Here is a 15,452-nt window from a genome sequence, read left to right on the forward strand (position 1 = left end):
CAGGCTTATCTCCCCCAAGAGTCCACATCGACGGGGAGGTTTGGCACCTCGATGTCGGCTCATCGCATCCTGGGGCTGTAGTCGGTCCCAAGGGTTGGGCTGTTCGCCCATTAAAGCGGTACGCGAGCTGGGTTCAGAACGTCGTGAGACAGTTCGGTCCCTATCCGTCGTGGGCGTAGGAAATTTGAGAGGAGCTGTCCTTAGTACGAGAGGACCGGGATGGACGCACCGCTGGTGTACCAGTTGTCTTGCCAAAGGCATAGCTGGGTAGCTACGTGCGGACGGGATAAGTGCTGAAAGCATCTAAGCATGAAGCCCCCCTCAAGATGAGATTTCCTTTAGCATTATGCTAGTAAGATCCCTGAAAGATGATCAGGTTGATAGGTTCGAGGTGGAAGCGTGGCGACACGTGTAGCTGACGAATACTAATCGATCGAGGACTTAACCAATTTAAATGAACGATATGAACGATCTTGATGAAAAATATTATCTAGTTTTGAGAGAACAAAAAAAACTCTTGATTTTCTCATAAAATATATTATAATAGTATTTGTCCTTAAAAAATGTCTGGTAATGATGGCGAAGAGGTCACACCCGTTCCCATACCGAACACGGAAGTTAAGCTCTTCAGCGCCGATGGTAGTTGGGGGCTGTCCCCCTGCGAGAGTAGGACGTTGCCAGGCTGAAGGATATAATTCTTCTATTCCACCATAGCTCAGCGGTAGAGCATTCGGCTGTTAACCGAAGGGTCGTAGGTTCGAATCCTACTGGTGGAGCCATTATGGAGAGCTGTCCGAGTGGCCGAAGGAGCACGATTGGAAATCGTGTAGACGGTTACCGCCGTCTCAAGGGTTCAAATCCCTTGCTCTCCGCCATTCTTAAACTCTTACAATTATGGCCCGTTGGTCAAGCGGTTAAGACACCGCCCTTTCACGGCGGTAACACGGGTTCGAATCCCGTACGGGTCACCATTATATATTGGAGGATTAGCTCAGCTGGGAGAGCACCTGCCTTACAAGCAGGGGGTCGGCGGTTCGATCCCGTCATCCTCCACCATAAATTATAAGATTAATATCGTCGCGGGGTGGAGCAGTCCGGTAGCTCGTCGGGCTCATAACCCGAAGGTCGCAGGTTCAAATCCTGTCCCCGCAACCAGGTCCCGTGGTGTAGCGGTTAACATGCCTGCCTGTCACGCAGGAGATCGCGGGTTCGATTCCCGTCGGGACCGCCATTATAAAAAATTTGAATTAAGTCTCGGTAGCTCAGTCGGTAGAGCAACGAGCAAAGCATCACTGAATTTACTACGAGTTGTACTCGTCGAGAGGCTTCTTGAATAGTCTTCCTGAGACGAGGACAATGGATACGAAAAACAAAGTTTAGGCCCAACAATAATAAATGGCTCGGTAGCTCAGTCGGTAGAGCAATGGACTGAAAATCCATGTGTCGGCGGTTCGATTCCGTCCCGAGCCACCATTTAAATTATAAAAAGAAATAATTGCATTTAATATATGCCGGTGTAGCTCAGTTGGTAGAGCAACTGACTTGTAATCAGTAGGTCGTGGGTTCGACTCCTATCGCCGGCACCATCCTTACTGGAGGGGTAGCGAAGTGGCTAAACGCGGCGGACTGTAAATCCGCTCCCTTGGGTTCGGCGGTTCGAATCCGTCCCCCTCCACCATTTTAAATTAAGTTGTAACAATTCTTACTATAGGGGCATAGTTTAACGGTAGAACAGAGGTCTCCAAAACCTCCGGTGTGGGTTCGATTCCTACTGCCCCTGCCAATTATAAAACAAAACTTAACATTATGGCGGTTGTGGCGAAGTGGTTAACGCACCAGATTGTGGCTCTGGCACTCGTGGGTTCGATTCCCATCAATCGCCCCAACATTATAAAATTATTGGGCTATAGCCAAGCGGTAAGGCAACGGACTTTGACTCCGTCATGCGTTGGTTCGAATCCAGCTAGCCCAGCCAATTTTGCGGAAGTAGTTCAGTGGTAGAACACCACCTTGCCAAGGTGGGGGTCGCGGGTTCGAATCCCGTCTTCCGCTCCAATACATTAGGCGGCATAGCCAAGTGGTAAGGCAGAGGTCTGCAAAACCTTTACCACCGGTTCGAATCCGGTTGCCGCCTCCACTAATAAATGCCAAACAGTGTTACAAGCCGGGGTGGCGGAACTGGCAGACGCACAGGACTTAAAATCCTGCGGTAGGTGACTACCGTACCGGTTCGATTCCGGTCCTCGGCACCATTTTTTATTTTAATACTGTTTACGCCGGTGTGGCGGAATTGGCAGACGCGCACGACTCAAAATCGTGTTCCTTCGGAGTGTCGGTTCGAACCCGACCACCGGTATTAATTAAGAATAGGCCAGTGCGGGTGTAGTTTAATGGTAAAACCTCAGCCTTCCAAGCTGATGTCGTGGGTTCGATTCCCATCACCCGCTCCATACATAGTGAGTAACGTAGTGTTTCGTTAAACAAATTAACGATGCATTACGTTTTTTTGTTTACCCACTATGGATACTTTTAATCTAATATGTTAAAGAACAAAAAAAGAATTCATTAATAAAATGAATTCTTTATGATACTAGATTTACTTTAAAATTCCCGCCGTTAATTTGTACAAACATAGAAGCAACACTCTCTAGCATCTTTACTGCTTCATTATTTTCAATAGATGGAAGTAAATAAACAAGTTGAATGGCATCAGTAGTTGCTTCTGAAATAGGGGATCTAGTACTATCAATGTAAGGACTTCCGAACGGGCCATTTTCGTCAGCAGTATGAAGGATTTTATCAAGACTGATTATTCTACCGTTTAAACCAGTATAGTGATCATTTTCTTTTCCAATCATTACTGATAGCTGTCCGTTAAGTTTTGCATTATCATATAAACCAAAAGGAATTGAATACTTTAACGAAAAAAAATTATTAATGTCTACGCCAGAGTTTACAGGTTCAAGAAACTGACCTTTTTTAATCCTTCTATATAGCGCTTCGGCGGATGGGCGGTACCTACTCGGATCAGTACCAGTTTGTTTGAAAATCTTTCTCCATTCCGCTATTCCGTGAACACTTTTTAGTTCTTGATCAAGTAAATCAAAGTATATTGATTCTTGAAAAAGGCGAAATCTACCTTTAAACATTTGGGGTGTAGTGCTTATAGTTGTATTTTCATATTCAATATAACCTAACTTAAAATTTGGAATAGCTTTTTTTACTTCATTATGTATTGTAATCATTATACCGCTTCCTTTATTTCCATGTTTATATTAGTTTACCACACATTAAATGAATAGTTAAAAATGTTAGCAAAGGAGGTGCATACATTGAATTTTACTAAATTAAAAGAAGAAATTATTCAATACAGTAAGCAAATTGGCATTGATAAAATTGGTTTTACAAGTGCAAGTCCTTTTGTTGAATTGAAGGAACGGTTGAGAGTACAGCAAGAAAATGGGTACCAATCAGGTTTTGAAGAAAGTGATATTGAAAAGCGAACGAATCCTCAGCTTTTACTCCCTCAAGCAAAATCTATTATTGCGATTGCGATTGCTTACCCATCAAAAATGAAAGATGCACCTCGTAGTACGAGGAAGGACCCACGGGGTATTTTTTGCAGGGCATCATGGGGAACAGATTATCACCTTGTACTGAGAGATCGCTTAAGTAAATTAGAAGAATTCATTAAACAAAAAGTCCCAGAAGCAACATTAAAATCAATGGTCGATACAGGTGAGCTTGCAGATCGAGCAGTTGCCGAAAGAGCAGGTATCGGGTGGAGTGGTAAAAACTGTGCCATTATTACGCCAGAATTTGGTTCCTACGTGTATTTAGGTGAAATGATTACAAATATACCATTTGATCCAGATCAATCGATTGAAGACCGTTGTGGGTCGTGTAATAAGTGTGTGGATGCTTGTCCAACCGGTGCATTAATTCAAGGAGGGCAACTCGATTCTAACAAGTGCATTGCCTTTTTAACACAGACGAAAGGCTTTTTAAAAGAAGAATATAGAACAAAACTAGGTAATCGTTTGTATGGTTGTGACACGTGCCAGACGGTATGTCCAGAAAATAAGGGGAAGGACTTTCACCTTCATGCGGAATTAGAACCCGATCCTGAGCTAGTAAAGCCGAGATTAAAGCCTTTGTTAACAATGAGTAATCGAGAGTTTAAAGAAAAATATGGCCATATGTCAGGTTCATGGCGAGGAAAAAAACCAATCCAACGAAATGCAATTATAGCACTAGCCCATTATCGGGATAAAACGGCTGTCCCAGTTCTCCTTGAGCTAATTGAAAATGATCCAAGACCTGTCATTAGAGGGACAGCAGCATGGGCATTAGGTAAAATTGGAGAACAATCTTCCTTACCTCGCTTAATGCACTTAATGGAGAAAGAACAAGATTCAGATGCACGAGAAGAAATGGAGAAGGGAATAGCATTATTGAAGAGTGAGAGTTAACCAATAACTCTCACTTTTTTTCTGTCTTTTTAATGAGACTACTTCTAAAAGCATACAGTGTAAAAAGAAGTTTTCTGGAGGAGTGTATACGATGAATACTCAATTGAAAAGACATGTTGAAATGTTGCTTCAAAGTTATGTATATAGAAGTTCTCAAACTGGTAACTATATTATAAACGACGATACGATAAAGAATAAAAGGGAAATGCACAGAAGAAGAGGGGCAGAGATTGTCAAATGTAACGCAGAAGGGAAAATAAATAAAATTACTTCGATCGGAAACCAGAAAGAAGTCACATATCAAATTCATATTAGGTATTTAATTAATCATAAGGATAAACTATATTTAGAAGAAGAAATGTTAAATAGAATATCTGTATGGGATGATAATGAAATAGTAACTGATAGACAAGTAATGAATAACGTAGAGCCGATTTACATGCAACCGATAGAAGAATGTGAAGAGCGGGATTATCGTTTCACTTATGATAGAATGGCTGCTGTTCAATATGCAGAAAGATGGTGGAATAGTTACAATCCTCAGTTTAAAAAATTTGATGTTGATTGTACGAACTACGTTTCTCAATGTGTACACGCAGGTGGGGCCCCAATGGTAGGTTTTCCTAATAAGAGTAGTGGTTGGTGGATGAAAAATAAAGCTTGGAGCTATACATGGTCTGTTGCTCACTCTTTACGCTGGTATATACCTAATGCAAAAAGTGGCATGAAAGGAAGAGAAGTAACAAGGGCAGCTGATTTAATGCCAGGAGATGTTATTTGTTATGATTTTCAAGGTGATGGGAGATTTGACCATAATACTATCGTAGTTGCCAAGGACCAAGATGGGATGCCGTTAGTAAATGCACATACACATAACAGTAGAATGAGGTATTGGGCATATGAAGACTCGTCAGCGTACACTCCAAATATAAAATATAAGTTCTTTCATATTATTGATCGCAATTAAAATATTGATTATCGAATAAATTAAATGTATTGTTTATATGTATGATTGATTTAAGTAATTTTAGAGGTGAAAAACTTGGGTATACATGTAGTATTATATCAACCAGAAATTCCAGCTAACACAGGAAATATAGCTAGAACTTGTGCTGCAACAAATACAACACTACATTTGATTCGACCGCTTGGATTTTCAACTGACGATAAAATGTTAAAACGGGCAGGTCTTGATTATTGGGAGTTTGTAAATGTTGTTTATTATGATTCACTTGAAGAATTGTTTGAAAAAAACAGTGATGGTGAATTCTTTTTCATTACAAAATTTGGTCAAAAACCACATACTTCCTTTGACTATAGTAATTTGGAAAAAGATTATTTCTTTGTTTTTGGAAGAGAAACAACCGGTCTTCCAAAGGAAGTTATTCAAAAGAACATAGACACTTGCTTACGTTTACCTATGACGACAAATGTAAGGTCGTTAAACTTATCTAATACAGCAGCAATCTTAGTATACGAAGCACTAAGACAACAAGATTATCCTAACCTTTCAATTGAATATCCTGAAATTTAATGAAAAAACGGAGCGTAGATTTAATTCTATACTCCGTTTTCTATTTGTGTCTAAAAAAGCGCTTGTCCTAGTGAATAGGAAAGCGCCGGGGTGTTTCCATTATTTAGTTTTTGCACCAGGTCTATCGTTATAACCAGCAGTGAAAATTGCTGTTAAGAACGCTAGGCATACACCTAAAATTAAAATTGTTCCCATATGTAGCTCCCCCTTTAATAAAGTATATAAGTAAGCATACTATCCATTATTATAACTTAATAAGTAATTATTGTGAATGTAATGTATGAATAAAATTTGACAATATTTCCTTTATTCTATTATGTACCGTATTCTTTAAACTGATTCAAAATTGTTTTTTACAATAATATGGTACTTCATAAAAAATCGTTGTTATTGTTGCTATATGTAGACAAACCTTACACTTCTGATTTTATTATTCCTCAAGAAGGTCCTTGAATAATTTTCTTTGAAAAGCATGTTTCAAATAATGACAGCATACATATTATTAATCTTGCTCTTGAAGAGATAAATGGGGGAGGTCCTTATGGATATTTTACGTAAAATTGAAAAGTACAGGGAAGAAGAACAGCGGCTTAAGTGGGAAGGAACCTTCGGCGAGTATTTAAAGTTAATAAAGGAACGCCCGTATATTGCACAATCGGCTCATTCAAGGGTGTACAATATGGTCAAAGATGCAGGAGTAGAAGAGGTTAATGGCAGGAAGGAATATAAATTTTTCAGTAATTCGTTATTTGGGTTAGAAGAAGCATTAGAGAGACTCGTCGAGGAGTATTTTCATCCAGCAGCAAAGAGGCTCGATGTTAGAAAACGTATCCTTTTATTAATGGGTCCTGTAAGTGGAGGGAAATCAACTTTAGTTACAATTTTAAAAAGGGGCTTAGAACAGTATACGCTAACAGACCGTGGTGCTGTTTATGCAATTAAAGGCTGTCCGATGCATGAAGATCCTTTGCATTTAATACCGCATCATTTAAGAGAAGATTTCCATCAAGAGTATGGTATTCGTGTTGAAGGAAACTTATCACCATTAAACATGATGAGACTGGAAAAAGAGTATGGTGGAAGAATTGAAGATGTACTAGTGGAACGAATATTCTTATCGGAAAATCAACGTGTAGGTATTGGAACGTTTAGTCCGTCCGATCCAAAATCACAAGACATTGCTGATTTAACTGGAAGTATTGATTTCTCGACAATTGCAGAATTTGGTTCTGAGTCAGATCCACGGGCATATCGTTTTGATGGTGAACTGAATAAAGCAAACCGCGGTATGATGGAATTTCAGGAGATGTTAAAGTGTGATGAGAAGTTTTTATGGCATTTATTATCATTAACCCAAGAAGGAAACTTCAAAGCTGGGCGTTTTGCATTAATAAGTGCAGATGAATTAATTGTTGCTCATACGAATGAAACAGAGTATCGATCCTTTATTTCTAATAAGAAAAATGAGGCACTTCATTCACGGATTATTGTTATGCCAGTCCCGTATAATTTAAAAGTTACACAAGAAGAGAAAATTTATGAAAAGATGATAAATGAAAGTGATGTGCGTGATGTGCATATTGCACCGCATACGTTACGGGTAGCAGCAATGTTCACAATTTTAACAAGGTTAAAAGAGCCAAAGCGTGGCGACATTGACTTATTAAAGAAAATGAGATTATACGATGGTGAGCAAGTAGAAGGCTTTAACTCAGTGGACGTGGAAGAATTGAAGAAAGAATACAACGATGAGGGAATGAGCGGAATCGATCCTCGATATGTTATAAACCGCATATCTTCCACTATTATTCGAAAAGAAGTACCTTCCATTAATGCATTAGATGTTTTACGCTCATTAAAAGAAGGGTTGGATCAACATCCATCTATTTCGAATGAAGATAGAGAAAGGTATTTGAACTTTATTTCAGTAGCAAGAAAAGAATATGATAACATTGCGAAAAAAGAAGTTCAAAAAGCATTTGTTTATTCATATGAAGAATCTGCTAAAACATTAATGGATAACTATTTAGACAATGTGGAGGCATATTGTAATAGAGTTAAACTACGTGATCCACTTACTGGTGAAGAAATGAATCCAGATGAAAAGTTAATGAGGTCAATTGAGGAGCAAATCGGTATTTCTGAAAATGCAAAAAAAGCATTTCGTGAGGAAATATTAATTCGTATTTCCGCTTATGCGCGAAAAGGGAAGCGATTTGATTATAATTCCCATGAACGACTACGAGAAGCAATCCAGAAGAAGCTATTCGCCGATTTAAAAGATGTGGTGAAAATAACGACATCCTCTAAAACACCGGATGAAACGCAGTTGAAGAAAATAAATGAGGTAGTTGCAAGGCTTATCGATGAGCATGGATATAATTCAACATCAGCGAATGAATTACTTCGTTACGTAGGAAGTTTATTAAATAGATAAAAAAATTAGAGAGTACCTTATGAGCTATTCATTAGCTTTTACGGGTACTCTCTTTTGTTATAAAATATATTACTTACATACTTTTACTTTTTATATCTATAAATTGTTGATCCACATTAACAGGTTTGTTCGTAAATAAGCTTACGAGAACGGTTGCGAGTAATGCAACTAAAAACCCTGGCACTGCTTCGTAGGTAACTCCGAATAATATTTTGGCAAATAACGCTTTTACATCAGGTAAAAAAGCAAAAGTCCATTCAGGCTGCTTTTTAACTAATATAACCGTTATTAATCCGAGGATCATTCCAGTAAGAACACCAGCTTTTGTTGTACCTTTCCAGTACAATGATAGTATTAGTGCTGGGCCGAAGCAGGCTCCAAGTCCGCCAAATGCGAAAAGAACCATCCAAAATACAAATTGTTCTGCGGAAAACGCTAACCATACAGCAAGTAACATAAAACAAGCAATAGATATGCGGCTAAATAATACTAGCTTCTTTTGAGAAACTTCTTTTCCTTTTGCAAAAATTTTATCATAAATATCACGAACGACTGCACTTGCTCCAACGAGTAGCTGGCTATCTGCACTCGACATAATCGCTGCTAGTACTGCGACTAATAAAATCCCCATAAAAAACGGATTTAAAATTTCCTCACCAAGAGTTGTAAAAATCGCTTCACTGTTTTCACCAGGTAACATACTAATATTAGGGAAATACGCTCTACCGGCAAGACCTACCATGATTGCTCCCCAACCCATAACAACATTCCAAATGGTTCCGATTAACGCAGCTTGACGCATTTCATTTACATTTTTTAAAGACATATATCTAACAAGAATATGAGGGTTCCCAGGACTTCCAAAACCAATTCCTAATAAACCGACAATTGCTCCAAAACCGAATGTCCAAATGCTTGTAAATCCAGCCCCTTGTGCATGCATCGTGTCAAGAATTGGGCCGAAGCCACCGAGACCGATAATTGCTATAATTGGTAAAATTATTAGAGATAAAAACATAAACATAGCTTGCAAAACATCTGTTTTACTTACGGCGTGAAATCCACCTAACATCGTGTACAATAAAATAATAATAGCTGTTAACCACATTCCGTTAGATTGAGAAAGCCCTAAGCTAGATGAAAAAGCTGTCCCGCCTGCAACTACTTGACTACCTACATAAGCAATCATAAAGAAAATGATAATAAGAGAGCTTGTTATTCTTAGCAGGTTAGATTTATCTTCATATCTGTTTTCTAATATATCGGGTAAAGTAATACTTCCTGTTTTCTCACTATATACTCTAAATCTTTTAGCAACGTAAAAAAACATAAATACTTCAACTGTTATGTAACCAGCAACAGCCCATACTGCATTAAGACCAGTTGCATAAGCAGTTCCAGTGACCCCTAGTACTAACCAAGCACTTCTTCCAGAACTAACCGCACTTAATGCTACCGTAAACTCCCCTAAGCCTCTACCAGCTAAGAAAAAGTCAGACAATCCACCAGAACTTTTTTTAGTACTAACAAAGCCTATCCCAATAAGCACTAGTAAATAGAACACTAATACAGCTACTGTAATTGGATTAGCACTCATTTTGTTTCACCTTCCTTTTCCTTCGTATGATAAAAGGCTGCAACTGCAAGACCAATAATAGCGAGAGGAATGATAATTAAACCTAGCATCATATCAAAATTCATAACGTAATCCTCCTTCCAGTTAGATATGGAATTATCATATCTAACTTATCGCGAATCGTAAATACTATTTGAAATATTACAAAAATTATATGTTTACAATTTGGACAAGCGGGAATGTAAAAACCAAGAGGTGATAACAATGGAAAATGTAAAAAATACGATGGCACCAAATAATGAAGAAATGAAGAAGTTGGCAAAAGAAATAGAACAATTGAAAAAGAATAATTCAAATAAAGAGGAAGTACCAAAACAATTTGAGAAGAAAGAAAAAATAAGTAAAAGCCCGTAGCATTGCTATGGGCTTTTGTATAATGAGCTAACAATCAGTTTTCACCTTTTTAGTATGATACAAGCTATTGCTCGCATAAGAATAAATACAAATTAGAAATAATATTGGACCGGTTGCTCTTATATAAAAAAAGAAACAGTTTTAGGCAATAAAAGAAGCATGTCCGAGTTTAAAAGAGGCAACATTTATCTAAATAATCTGTCAATATTTTTACGATTCTGCATAGGATAGAGTAACCAACCTCTCGTTAGTTTAAGGTTGGTGCATTTTTTACAGTAACCAAAATATTGTATGAACTTTACTTGCAAATCGTGCATAATTTTTTAAAGTTTTTTAATAAAAAGGAGGGAAACAATAATGAGTTCCAATGAGACAAATTTTATTGTATCAAAAGAGGATTGGTCCCTCCATCGTAAAGGCTACGACGACCAAAAACGCCATCAAGAAAAGGTACAAGAGGCAATAAAAAACAATCTACCTGACTTAGTTACAGAAGAAAATATTATTATGTCTAATGGTAAAGAGGTCGTGAAAATTCCTATTCGGTCATTAGACGAATATAGAATTCGCTATAACTATGACAAAAACAAACATGTAGGCCAAGGCGATGGGGATAGCCAAGTTGGCGATGTTGTGGCGAGAGACGGATCTAATTCAGGAAAACAAGGCGCAGGGAAAGGTCAAGGGGCCGGAGATCAAGCAGGAGAAGATTATTTTGAAGCAGAAGTTTCGTTAATGGATATAGAAGCTGCTCTTTTTAATGAGTTAGAGCTACCAAATCTTCAGCAAAAAGAAAAAGCAGAAAATGTTGTGGAGCATTACGAGTTTAATGATATAAGACGTACAGGATTAATGGGAAATATTGACAAAAAAAGAACAATGCTTTCCGCATATAAGCGGAATGCAATGAACGGAAAAGCTAGCTTCCACCCAATTTATAAAGAAGATTTAAAGTTTAAAACGTGGAACGAAGTAATTAAACCAGATTCAAAGGCAGTAGTTTTAATGATGATGGATACAAGCGGATCGATGGGTATGTGGGAAAAGTATATGGCTAGAAGTTTTTACTTTTGGATGACAAGGTTTTTAAGAACAAAATATGAGACAGTAGAAATTGAATTTATTGCACATCATACAGAGGCTAAAATCGTCTCAGAAGAAGATTTCTTTTCCAAAGGGGAAAGTGGTGGGACTATTTGTTCTTCAGCCTATAGGAAAGCGTTAGAACTAATAGATCATAAATATAATCCAACACATTACAATATTTATCCGTTCCATTTTTCTGATGGTGATAACTTAACTTCTGATAATCAACGTTGTGTAAAATTAGTAGGGGAATTGATGAAAGTTTCCAATATGTTTGGGTACGGAGAAGTTAATCAGTACAATCGACATAGTACTTTAATGTCGGCCTATAAAAATATTCACGAAGAAAAGTTTAGACATTATATTTTAAAGCAAAAACCAGATGTTTTTCATGCGATGAAGGAGTTTTTCAAGAAAGAAGAAAGTAAATTGTATGCTTAAAAAACTAGCGCACAAGCGTTAGTTTTTTATTTTTATAGATAAAAAGAGGGAGGCTTATAATAAGCTCTCCCTCTAGTAAAAGTTACATTATTTTAGTTTAATACCTTTGAAGTATGGAGTACCACTGAAGTCTACGAATAGACCAGAAGCAACACCGTTAGTTCCGTATACGAAGTCAGGATGTTGTAGGTAAACCATTGGTACTTCGTCTACAAGAATTTCAGAAAGTTCTTTGTAAGCTTCGTTACGCTCATCTTGATCAGTTGAAGAACGAGCTAAGTCTAATAATTCGTCAACTCTTTCGTTCGTATAGAAAGAACGGTTACCAGGTGCCCCATGCATATCAGAATGGAATAGTGCATATAAACCGTAGTCAGCATCACCTGTTACTGTAGTCCAACCAAGGATGAACATTTCATGCTCACCAGCACCAGTTTTTTCTAAGAATGTACCCCACTCAATAGATTGGATATCAACATCGATGTTGATTTGAGCTAATTGAGATTGAATTAAAACAGCGATATCAGCACGCTCTTTGTTTCCTTCGTTAACATATAACGTTGTTTTGAATCCGTCAGCATATCCTGCTTCTTCTAATAATGCTTTTGCTTCTTCCACATCGAAACCAAGTGGAGTTAAGCCTTGGTAGTTACCAACTACAGTCGGTGCCAATGGACCAACAGCAGCAGTACCTTGACCATCTAAAATACCATCAACGATATCGTTTTTGTTAATTGCCATAGAGATTGCTTGACGAACTAATTTGTTATCAAATGGTTCAACACCCATATTGAATCCTAAGTAGTCCATACGTGTACTTACGATACGAGTAAGTTCAATATCAGGTACACCTTCCATATGTCTTACGTCAGAAGAACCGATTTGAGCTGCATTCGCATCTCCAGATTCTAACATAGCCATACGAGTAGATTGCTCAGGAACTACGATAAAGCTCATTGTATCTAGAGAAGTTTTCGTACCCCAGTAATCTTCGTTTTTCTTAAATTTAATTTCGCTACCACGAGCCCATTCTTCTAATACGAATGGTCCAGTACCGATTGGGTTTTCATCAACTGTTTTTCCACCATTGTTTTCTTCTTCAAGTGCAGAAGGAGCAATGATTGATCCAGCGTTATGTGCTAAGTGAGCTGGTAGTGGAGCAAATGGCTCAGCTGTTTTAATAACAACTGTATAATCATCTTCCACGATTACTTCAGAAATCATGTTAAGTACAACAGCACGAGGAGAAGCGAAATCAGGATCGATTAGACGCTCTAAAGATAATTTTACTGCCTCTGCTGTAAAATCAGTACCGTCATGGAATTTTACACCTTGACGTAATTTGAATTCCCAAGTTCTGTCGTCAATTGGATTGAATTCTTCAGCAAGTAGAGGTACAACAGATCCATCTTCAGCGAAATCTGTTAAACGCTCAAAAATTTGAGAAGTTGCATTTGTTGTTGCAGTGTCGTTCATACCGTGTGGATCAAGAGTTGGTGCATCCGAGCCTGTAACAAACACGAAATGTCCGCCATCTTGTCCTTCAGCAGTTCCACCGCCATCATCTTTACTATCATTGTTAGTGCCAGCGTTTTGACCGCCACAAGCTGCTAATACTAGCATAACAGCTAGTGATAGCATTAAAAGAAAGTGCTTTTTTGCTTTCATAAAATGAAAACCCCCTATTTTTTTATCAACAATACATGTCTATGCATGATTAGAAATTATAATAATCGAAAAATTTTAAATTTACAAGGTTTATTTTTAAAATTTGTCTAAAAACATAATATTTTACTTATATTACCAATAACCTGATTTTAAATTTTTTATAGGAAAGAAGAGATCCATCAAATGAATCCCTTCGTTTAGTAATTGTTAATTTAGTTTTACATTTTTGAAAAATGGAATTCCGCTAAAGTCGATATATAAACCTGATTCAACCCCGTTAGTTCCATATATGAAATCAGGATGTTGTAAGTAAACCATCGGAACTTCATCTACTAAAATTTCAGAAACTTCTTTGTAAGCTTCGTTTCTTTTTTGTTGGTCTGTTTCGGAACGAGCATAATCTAATAGTTCATCTACTCTTTCATTTTTATAAAAAGATCGATTTCCTGAAGCACCTTGATTAGCAGAGTGGAATAAAGAGTATAACCCGTTATCAGCATCTGCTGTTACAGTTGTCCAGCCAAGAAGAACTAAATCGTGTTCACCAGCGCCTGTTTTTTCTAGTAGGGTTCCCCATTCAGTTGATTGTATGTCTACGTTAATATTAATTTGCTGTAATTGAGATTGTATAAAGACTGCAATATTCGCTAATTCTTTATTACCTTCTCTAACAAAAAGAGTAGTTGTAAATCCTTCAGCGTAACCAGCTTCTTCTAAAAGGCTTTTCGCTTCTTCTACATCGTAAGTGAGAGGAGTTAGTCCTTGATAGTTACCTACGACAGTAGGAGCAAGAGGTCCAACGGCTGGTATACCATGACCTTCTAAAATGCCATCAATAATATCTTGCTTATTAATTGCCATTGCAACGGCTTGGCGAACTAATTTGTTATCAAAAGGCTCAGCATTCATATTAAATCCTAAGTAGTCCATACGCGTGCCACGTATGTGAGTTAATTCAATACCAGGAATACTTTCCATTTGAGTAACGTCAGAAGAACCGACTAGAGCGACATTTGCTTCGCCAGATTCTAACATAGCCATACGAGTAGACTGTTCAGGTACAACTGTAAAACTCATTGTTTCGATGGTAGGTACATCTCCCCAATAGTTTTCATTTCTTTTGAATTTAATCTCGGATCCACGATTCCATTCATCTAATAGAAATGGGCCTGTACCAATTGGGTTTTCATCAACAGTTCTTCCACCGTTTTTTTCTTCCTCAATTGCTGAAGGGGCAACGATGGATCCCGCATTATGTGCTAAGTGTGCTGGAAGTGGAGCAAAAGGTCCATCCGTTTTAATTATTACTGTAAATTCATCTTCTACAATTACTTCTTCAATCATATTTAGTAATACAGCCTTTGGAGAAGCAAGTTCTGGATCTAAAAGACGATCTAACGACATTTTAACAGCATCTGCTGTAAAGTCTGTTCCATCTTGGAATGTAACTCCTTGGCGGAGTTTAAACTCCCAAGTAGTATCGTCTAATGGAGTAAACTCTTCTGCTAATACTCCATACACAGTACCATCCTCATTGTAATCTGTAAGTCTTTCAAAAATTTGAGTTGTTGCGTGTGTAGATGCAGTGTCATTCATACCATGTGGATCTAGTGTTGGTGCATCAGAAGCCGTAACATAAACAAAGTGTCCACCTTCTTTACCTTCTCCACTTCCAGCATTGGTGCTGTTGTCACTACTGCATGCAGCTAAAGCAAGGACTAGAGCCGTAAATAAAACGGCAGTTAGTGAATTTTTTATTTTCATAGACTTTGACCTCCTATATGTTTTTGTAAAATAATGTTGTCTATGTAGAATAGTAGTTAT

10 protein-coding genes, 17 tRNA genes and 2 rRNA genes (1 of these 29 only partly in view) are annotated in these 15,452 nt (G+C 37.8%); 25 read left to right on the forward strand and 4 right to left on the reverse strand.

Annotated features, from left to right (window positions below; all coding sequences use genetic code 11):
- The 19 genes from BC6307_RS02830 to BC6307_RS02920 all read left to right on the forward strand — a co-directional run.
- Nucleotides 1-449 (forward strand): 23S ribosomal RNA (locus BC6307_RS02830) (it extends 2,487 nt beyond the left edge of the window).
- A 117-nt stretch (nt 450-566) separates the two neighbouring features.
- Nucleotides 567-683, forward strand: a 5S ribosomal RNA gene (gene rrf, locus BC6307_RS02835).
- A 21-nt stretch (nt 684-704) separates the two neighbouring features.
- Nucleotides 705-779, forward strand: a tRNA-Asn gene (locus BC6307_RS02840).
- A gap of 4 nt (nt 780-783) precedes the next feature.
- A tRNA-Ser gene (locus tag BC6307_RS02845) sits at nt 784-875 on the forward strand.
- A gap of 21 nt (nt 876-896) precedes the next feature.
- Nucleotides 897-971, forward strand: a tRNA-Glu gene (locus BC6307_RS02850).
- A 9-nt stretch (nt 972-980) separates the two neighbouring features.
- A tRNA-Val gene (locus BC6307_RS02855) sits at nt 981-1,056 on the forward strand.
- Nucleotides 1,057-1,078: 22 nt separating this feature from the next.
- Nucleotides 1,079-1,155: transfer RNA gene (locus BC6307_RS02860), tRNA-Met, on the forward strand.
- Nucleotides 1,156-1,231, forward strand: a tRNA-Asp gene (locus BC6307_RS02865).
- A 166-nt stretch (nt 1,232-1,397) separates the two neighbouring features.
- Nucleotides 1,398-1,473: transfer RNA gene (locus BC6307_RS02870), tRNA-Phe, on the forward strand.
- 37 nt (nt 1,474-1,510) lie between these two features.
- Nucleotides 1,511-1,586: transfer RNA gene (locus BC6307_RS02875), tRNA-Thr, on the forward strand.
- Nucleotides 1,587-1,594: 8 nt separating this feature from the next.
- A tRNA-Tyr gene (locus BC6307_RS02880) sits at nt 1,595-1,678 on the forward strand.
- A 31-nt stretch (nt 1,679-1,709) separates the two neighbouring features.
- Nucleotides 1,710-1,783, forward strand: a tRNA-Trp gene (locus BC6307_RS02885).
- A gap of 26 nt (nt 1,784-1,809) precedes the next feature.
- Nucleotides 1,810-1,885 (forward strand) — tRNA-His (locus BC6307_RS02890).
- A 15-nt stretch (nt 1,886-1,900) separates the two neighbouring features.
- Nucleotides 1,901-1,975 (forward strand) — tRNA-Gln (locus tag BC6307_RS02895).
- A gap of 5 nt (nt 1,976-1,980) precedes the next feature.
- Nucleotides 1,981-2,055 (forward strand) — tRNA-Gly (locus BC6307_RS02900).
- An 8-nt stretch (nt 2,056-2,063) separates the two neighbouring features.
- A tRNA-Cys gene (locus BC6307_RS02905) sits at nt 2,064-2,137 on the forward strand.
- A 26-nt stretch (nt 2,138-2,163) separates the two neighbouring features.
- Nucleotides 2,164-2,252 (forward strand) — tRNA-Leu (locus tag BC6307_RS02910).
- A gap of 23 nt (nt 2,253-2,275) precedes the next feature.
- Nucleotides 2,276-2,356: transfer RNA gene (locus tag BC6307_RS02915), tRNA-Leu, on the forward strand.
- 20 nt (nt 2,357-2,376) lie between these two features.
- A tRNA-Gly gene (locus tag BC6307_RS02920) sits at nt 2,377-2,450 on the forward strand.
- A 132-nt stretch (nt 2,451-2,582) separates the two neighbouring features.
- On the opposite strand, the gene BC6307_RS02925 is transcribed toward BC6307_RS02920, so the two are convergent.
- Nucleotides 2,583-3,245 carry a B3/B4 domain-containing protein gene (locus BC6307_RS02925; RefSeq protein ID WP_094366049.1) on the reverse strand — a complete coding sequence of 221 codons (663 nt, stop codon included), beginning with the start codon at nt 3,243-3,245 and terminating at the stop codon, nt 2,583-2,585.
- A 63-nt stretch (nt 3,246-3,308) separates the two neighbouring features.
- Here BC6307_RS02925 and queG point away from each other — a divergent pair, with 63 nt between their 5' ends.
- The 4 genes from queG (at nt 3,309) to BC6307_RS02945 (ending at nt 8,443) form a co-directional block, all read left to right on the forward strand.
- Nucleotides 3,309-4,472 (forward strand): tRNA epoxyqueuosine(34) reductase QueG, encoded by a 1,164-nt coding sequence (gene queG / locus BC6307_RS02930; RefSeq protein WP_425319485.1) that lies wholly within the window; start codon nt 3,309-3,311, stop codon nt 4,470-4,472.
- Between the two features lie 91 nt (nt 4,473-4,563).
- Complete coding sequence (locus BC6307_RS02935; protein ID WP_066419868.1) at nt 4,564-5,439, forward strand: amidase domain-containing protein; 876 nt, start codon at nt 4,564-4,566, stop codon at nt 5,437-5,439.
- 75 nt (nt 5,440-5,514) lie between these two features.
- Nucleotides 5,515-6,006 (forward strand): tRNA (uridine(34)/cytosine(34)/5-carboxymethylaminomethyluridine(34)-2'-O)-methyltransferase TrmL, encoded by a 492-nt coding sequence (gene trmL, locus BC6307_RS02940; protein ID WP_066419865.1) that lies wholly within the window; start codon nt 5,515-5,517, stop codon nt 6,004-6,006.
- A 541-nt stretch (nt 6,007-6,547) separates the two neighbouring features.
- The gene (locus tag BC6307_RS02945; protein WP_066419863.1) at nt 6,548-8,443 is read left to right on the forward strand and encodes a PrkA family serine protein kinase; all 1,896 of its coding nucleotides are present in this window, start codon (nt 6,548-6,550) and stop codon (nt 8,441-8,443) included.
- Nucleotides 8,444-8,516: 73 nt separating this feature from the next.
- Here the strand turns inward: BC6307_RS02945 and BC6307_RS02950 are convergent, their stop codons facing one another.
- Entirely contained in the window at nt 8,517-10,040 is a 1,524-nt protein-coding gene (locus tag BC6307_RS02950) for a sodium/proline symporter (protein WP_066419862.1), read from the reverse strand.
- A gap of 243 nt (nt 10,041-10,283) precedes the next feature.
- Here BC6307_RS02950 and BC6307_RS24695 point away from each other — a divergent pair, with 243 nt between their 5' ends.
- Entirely contained in the window at nt 10,284-10,433 is a 150-nt protein-coding gene (locus BC6307_RS24695; RefSeq protein ID WP_157076698.1) for a hypothetical protein, read from the forward strand.
- Nucleotides 10,434-10,790: 357 nt separating this feature from the next.
- Nucleotides 10,791-11,960 (forward strand): sporulation protein YhbH, encoded by a 1,170-nt coding sequence (gene yhbH / locus BC6307_RS02955; protein WP_066419861.1) that lies wholly within the window; start codon nt 10,791-10,793, stop codon nt 11,958-11,960.
- 87 nt (nt 11,961-12,047) lie between these two features.
- Here yhbH and BC6307_RS02960 read toward each other — a convergent pair whose 3' ends face one another.
- A complete protein-coding gene (locus BC6307_RS02960; RefSeq protein ID WP_066419860.1) occupies nt 12,048-13,628 on the reverse strand; it encodes a glutathione ABC transporter substrate-binding protein in 1,581 nt (526 codons plus the stop codon).
- 207 nt (nt 13,629-13,835) lie between these two features.
- Nucleotides 13,836-15,392 (reverse strand): glutathione ABC transporter substrate-binding protein, encoded by a 1,557-nt coding sequence (locus tag BC6307_RS02965; protein ID WP_066419859.1) that lies wholly within the window; start codon nt 15,390-15,392, stop codon nt 13,836-13,838.
- Nucleotides 15,393-15,452 lie beyond the last annotated feature (60 nt).

It is taken from the genome of Sutcliffiella cohnii (genome assembly GCF_002250055.1).
Classification (GTDB): domain Bacteria; phylum Bacillota; class Bacilli; order Bacillales; family Bacillaceae_I; genus Sutcliffiella; species Sutcliffiella cohnii.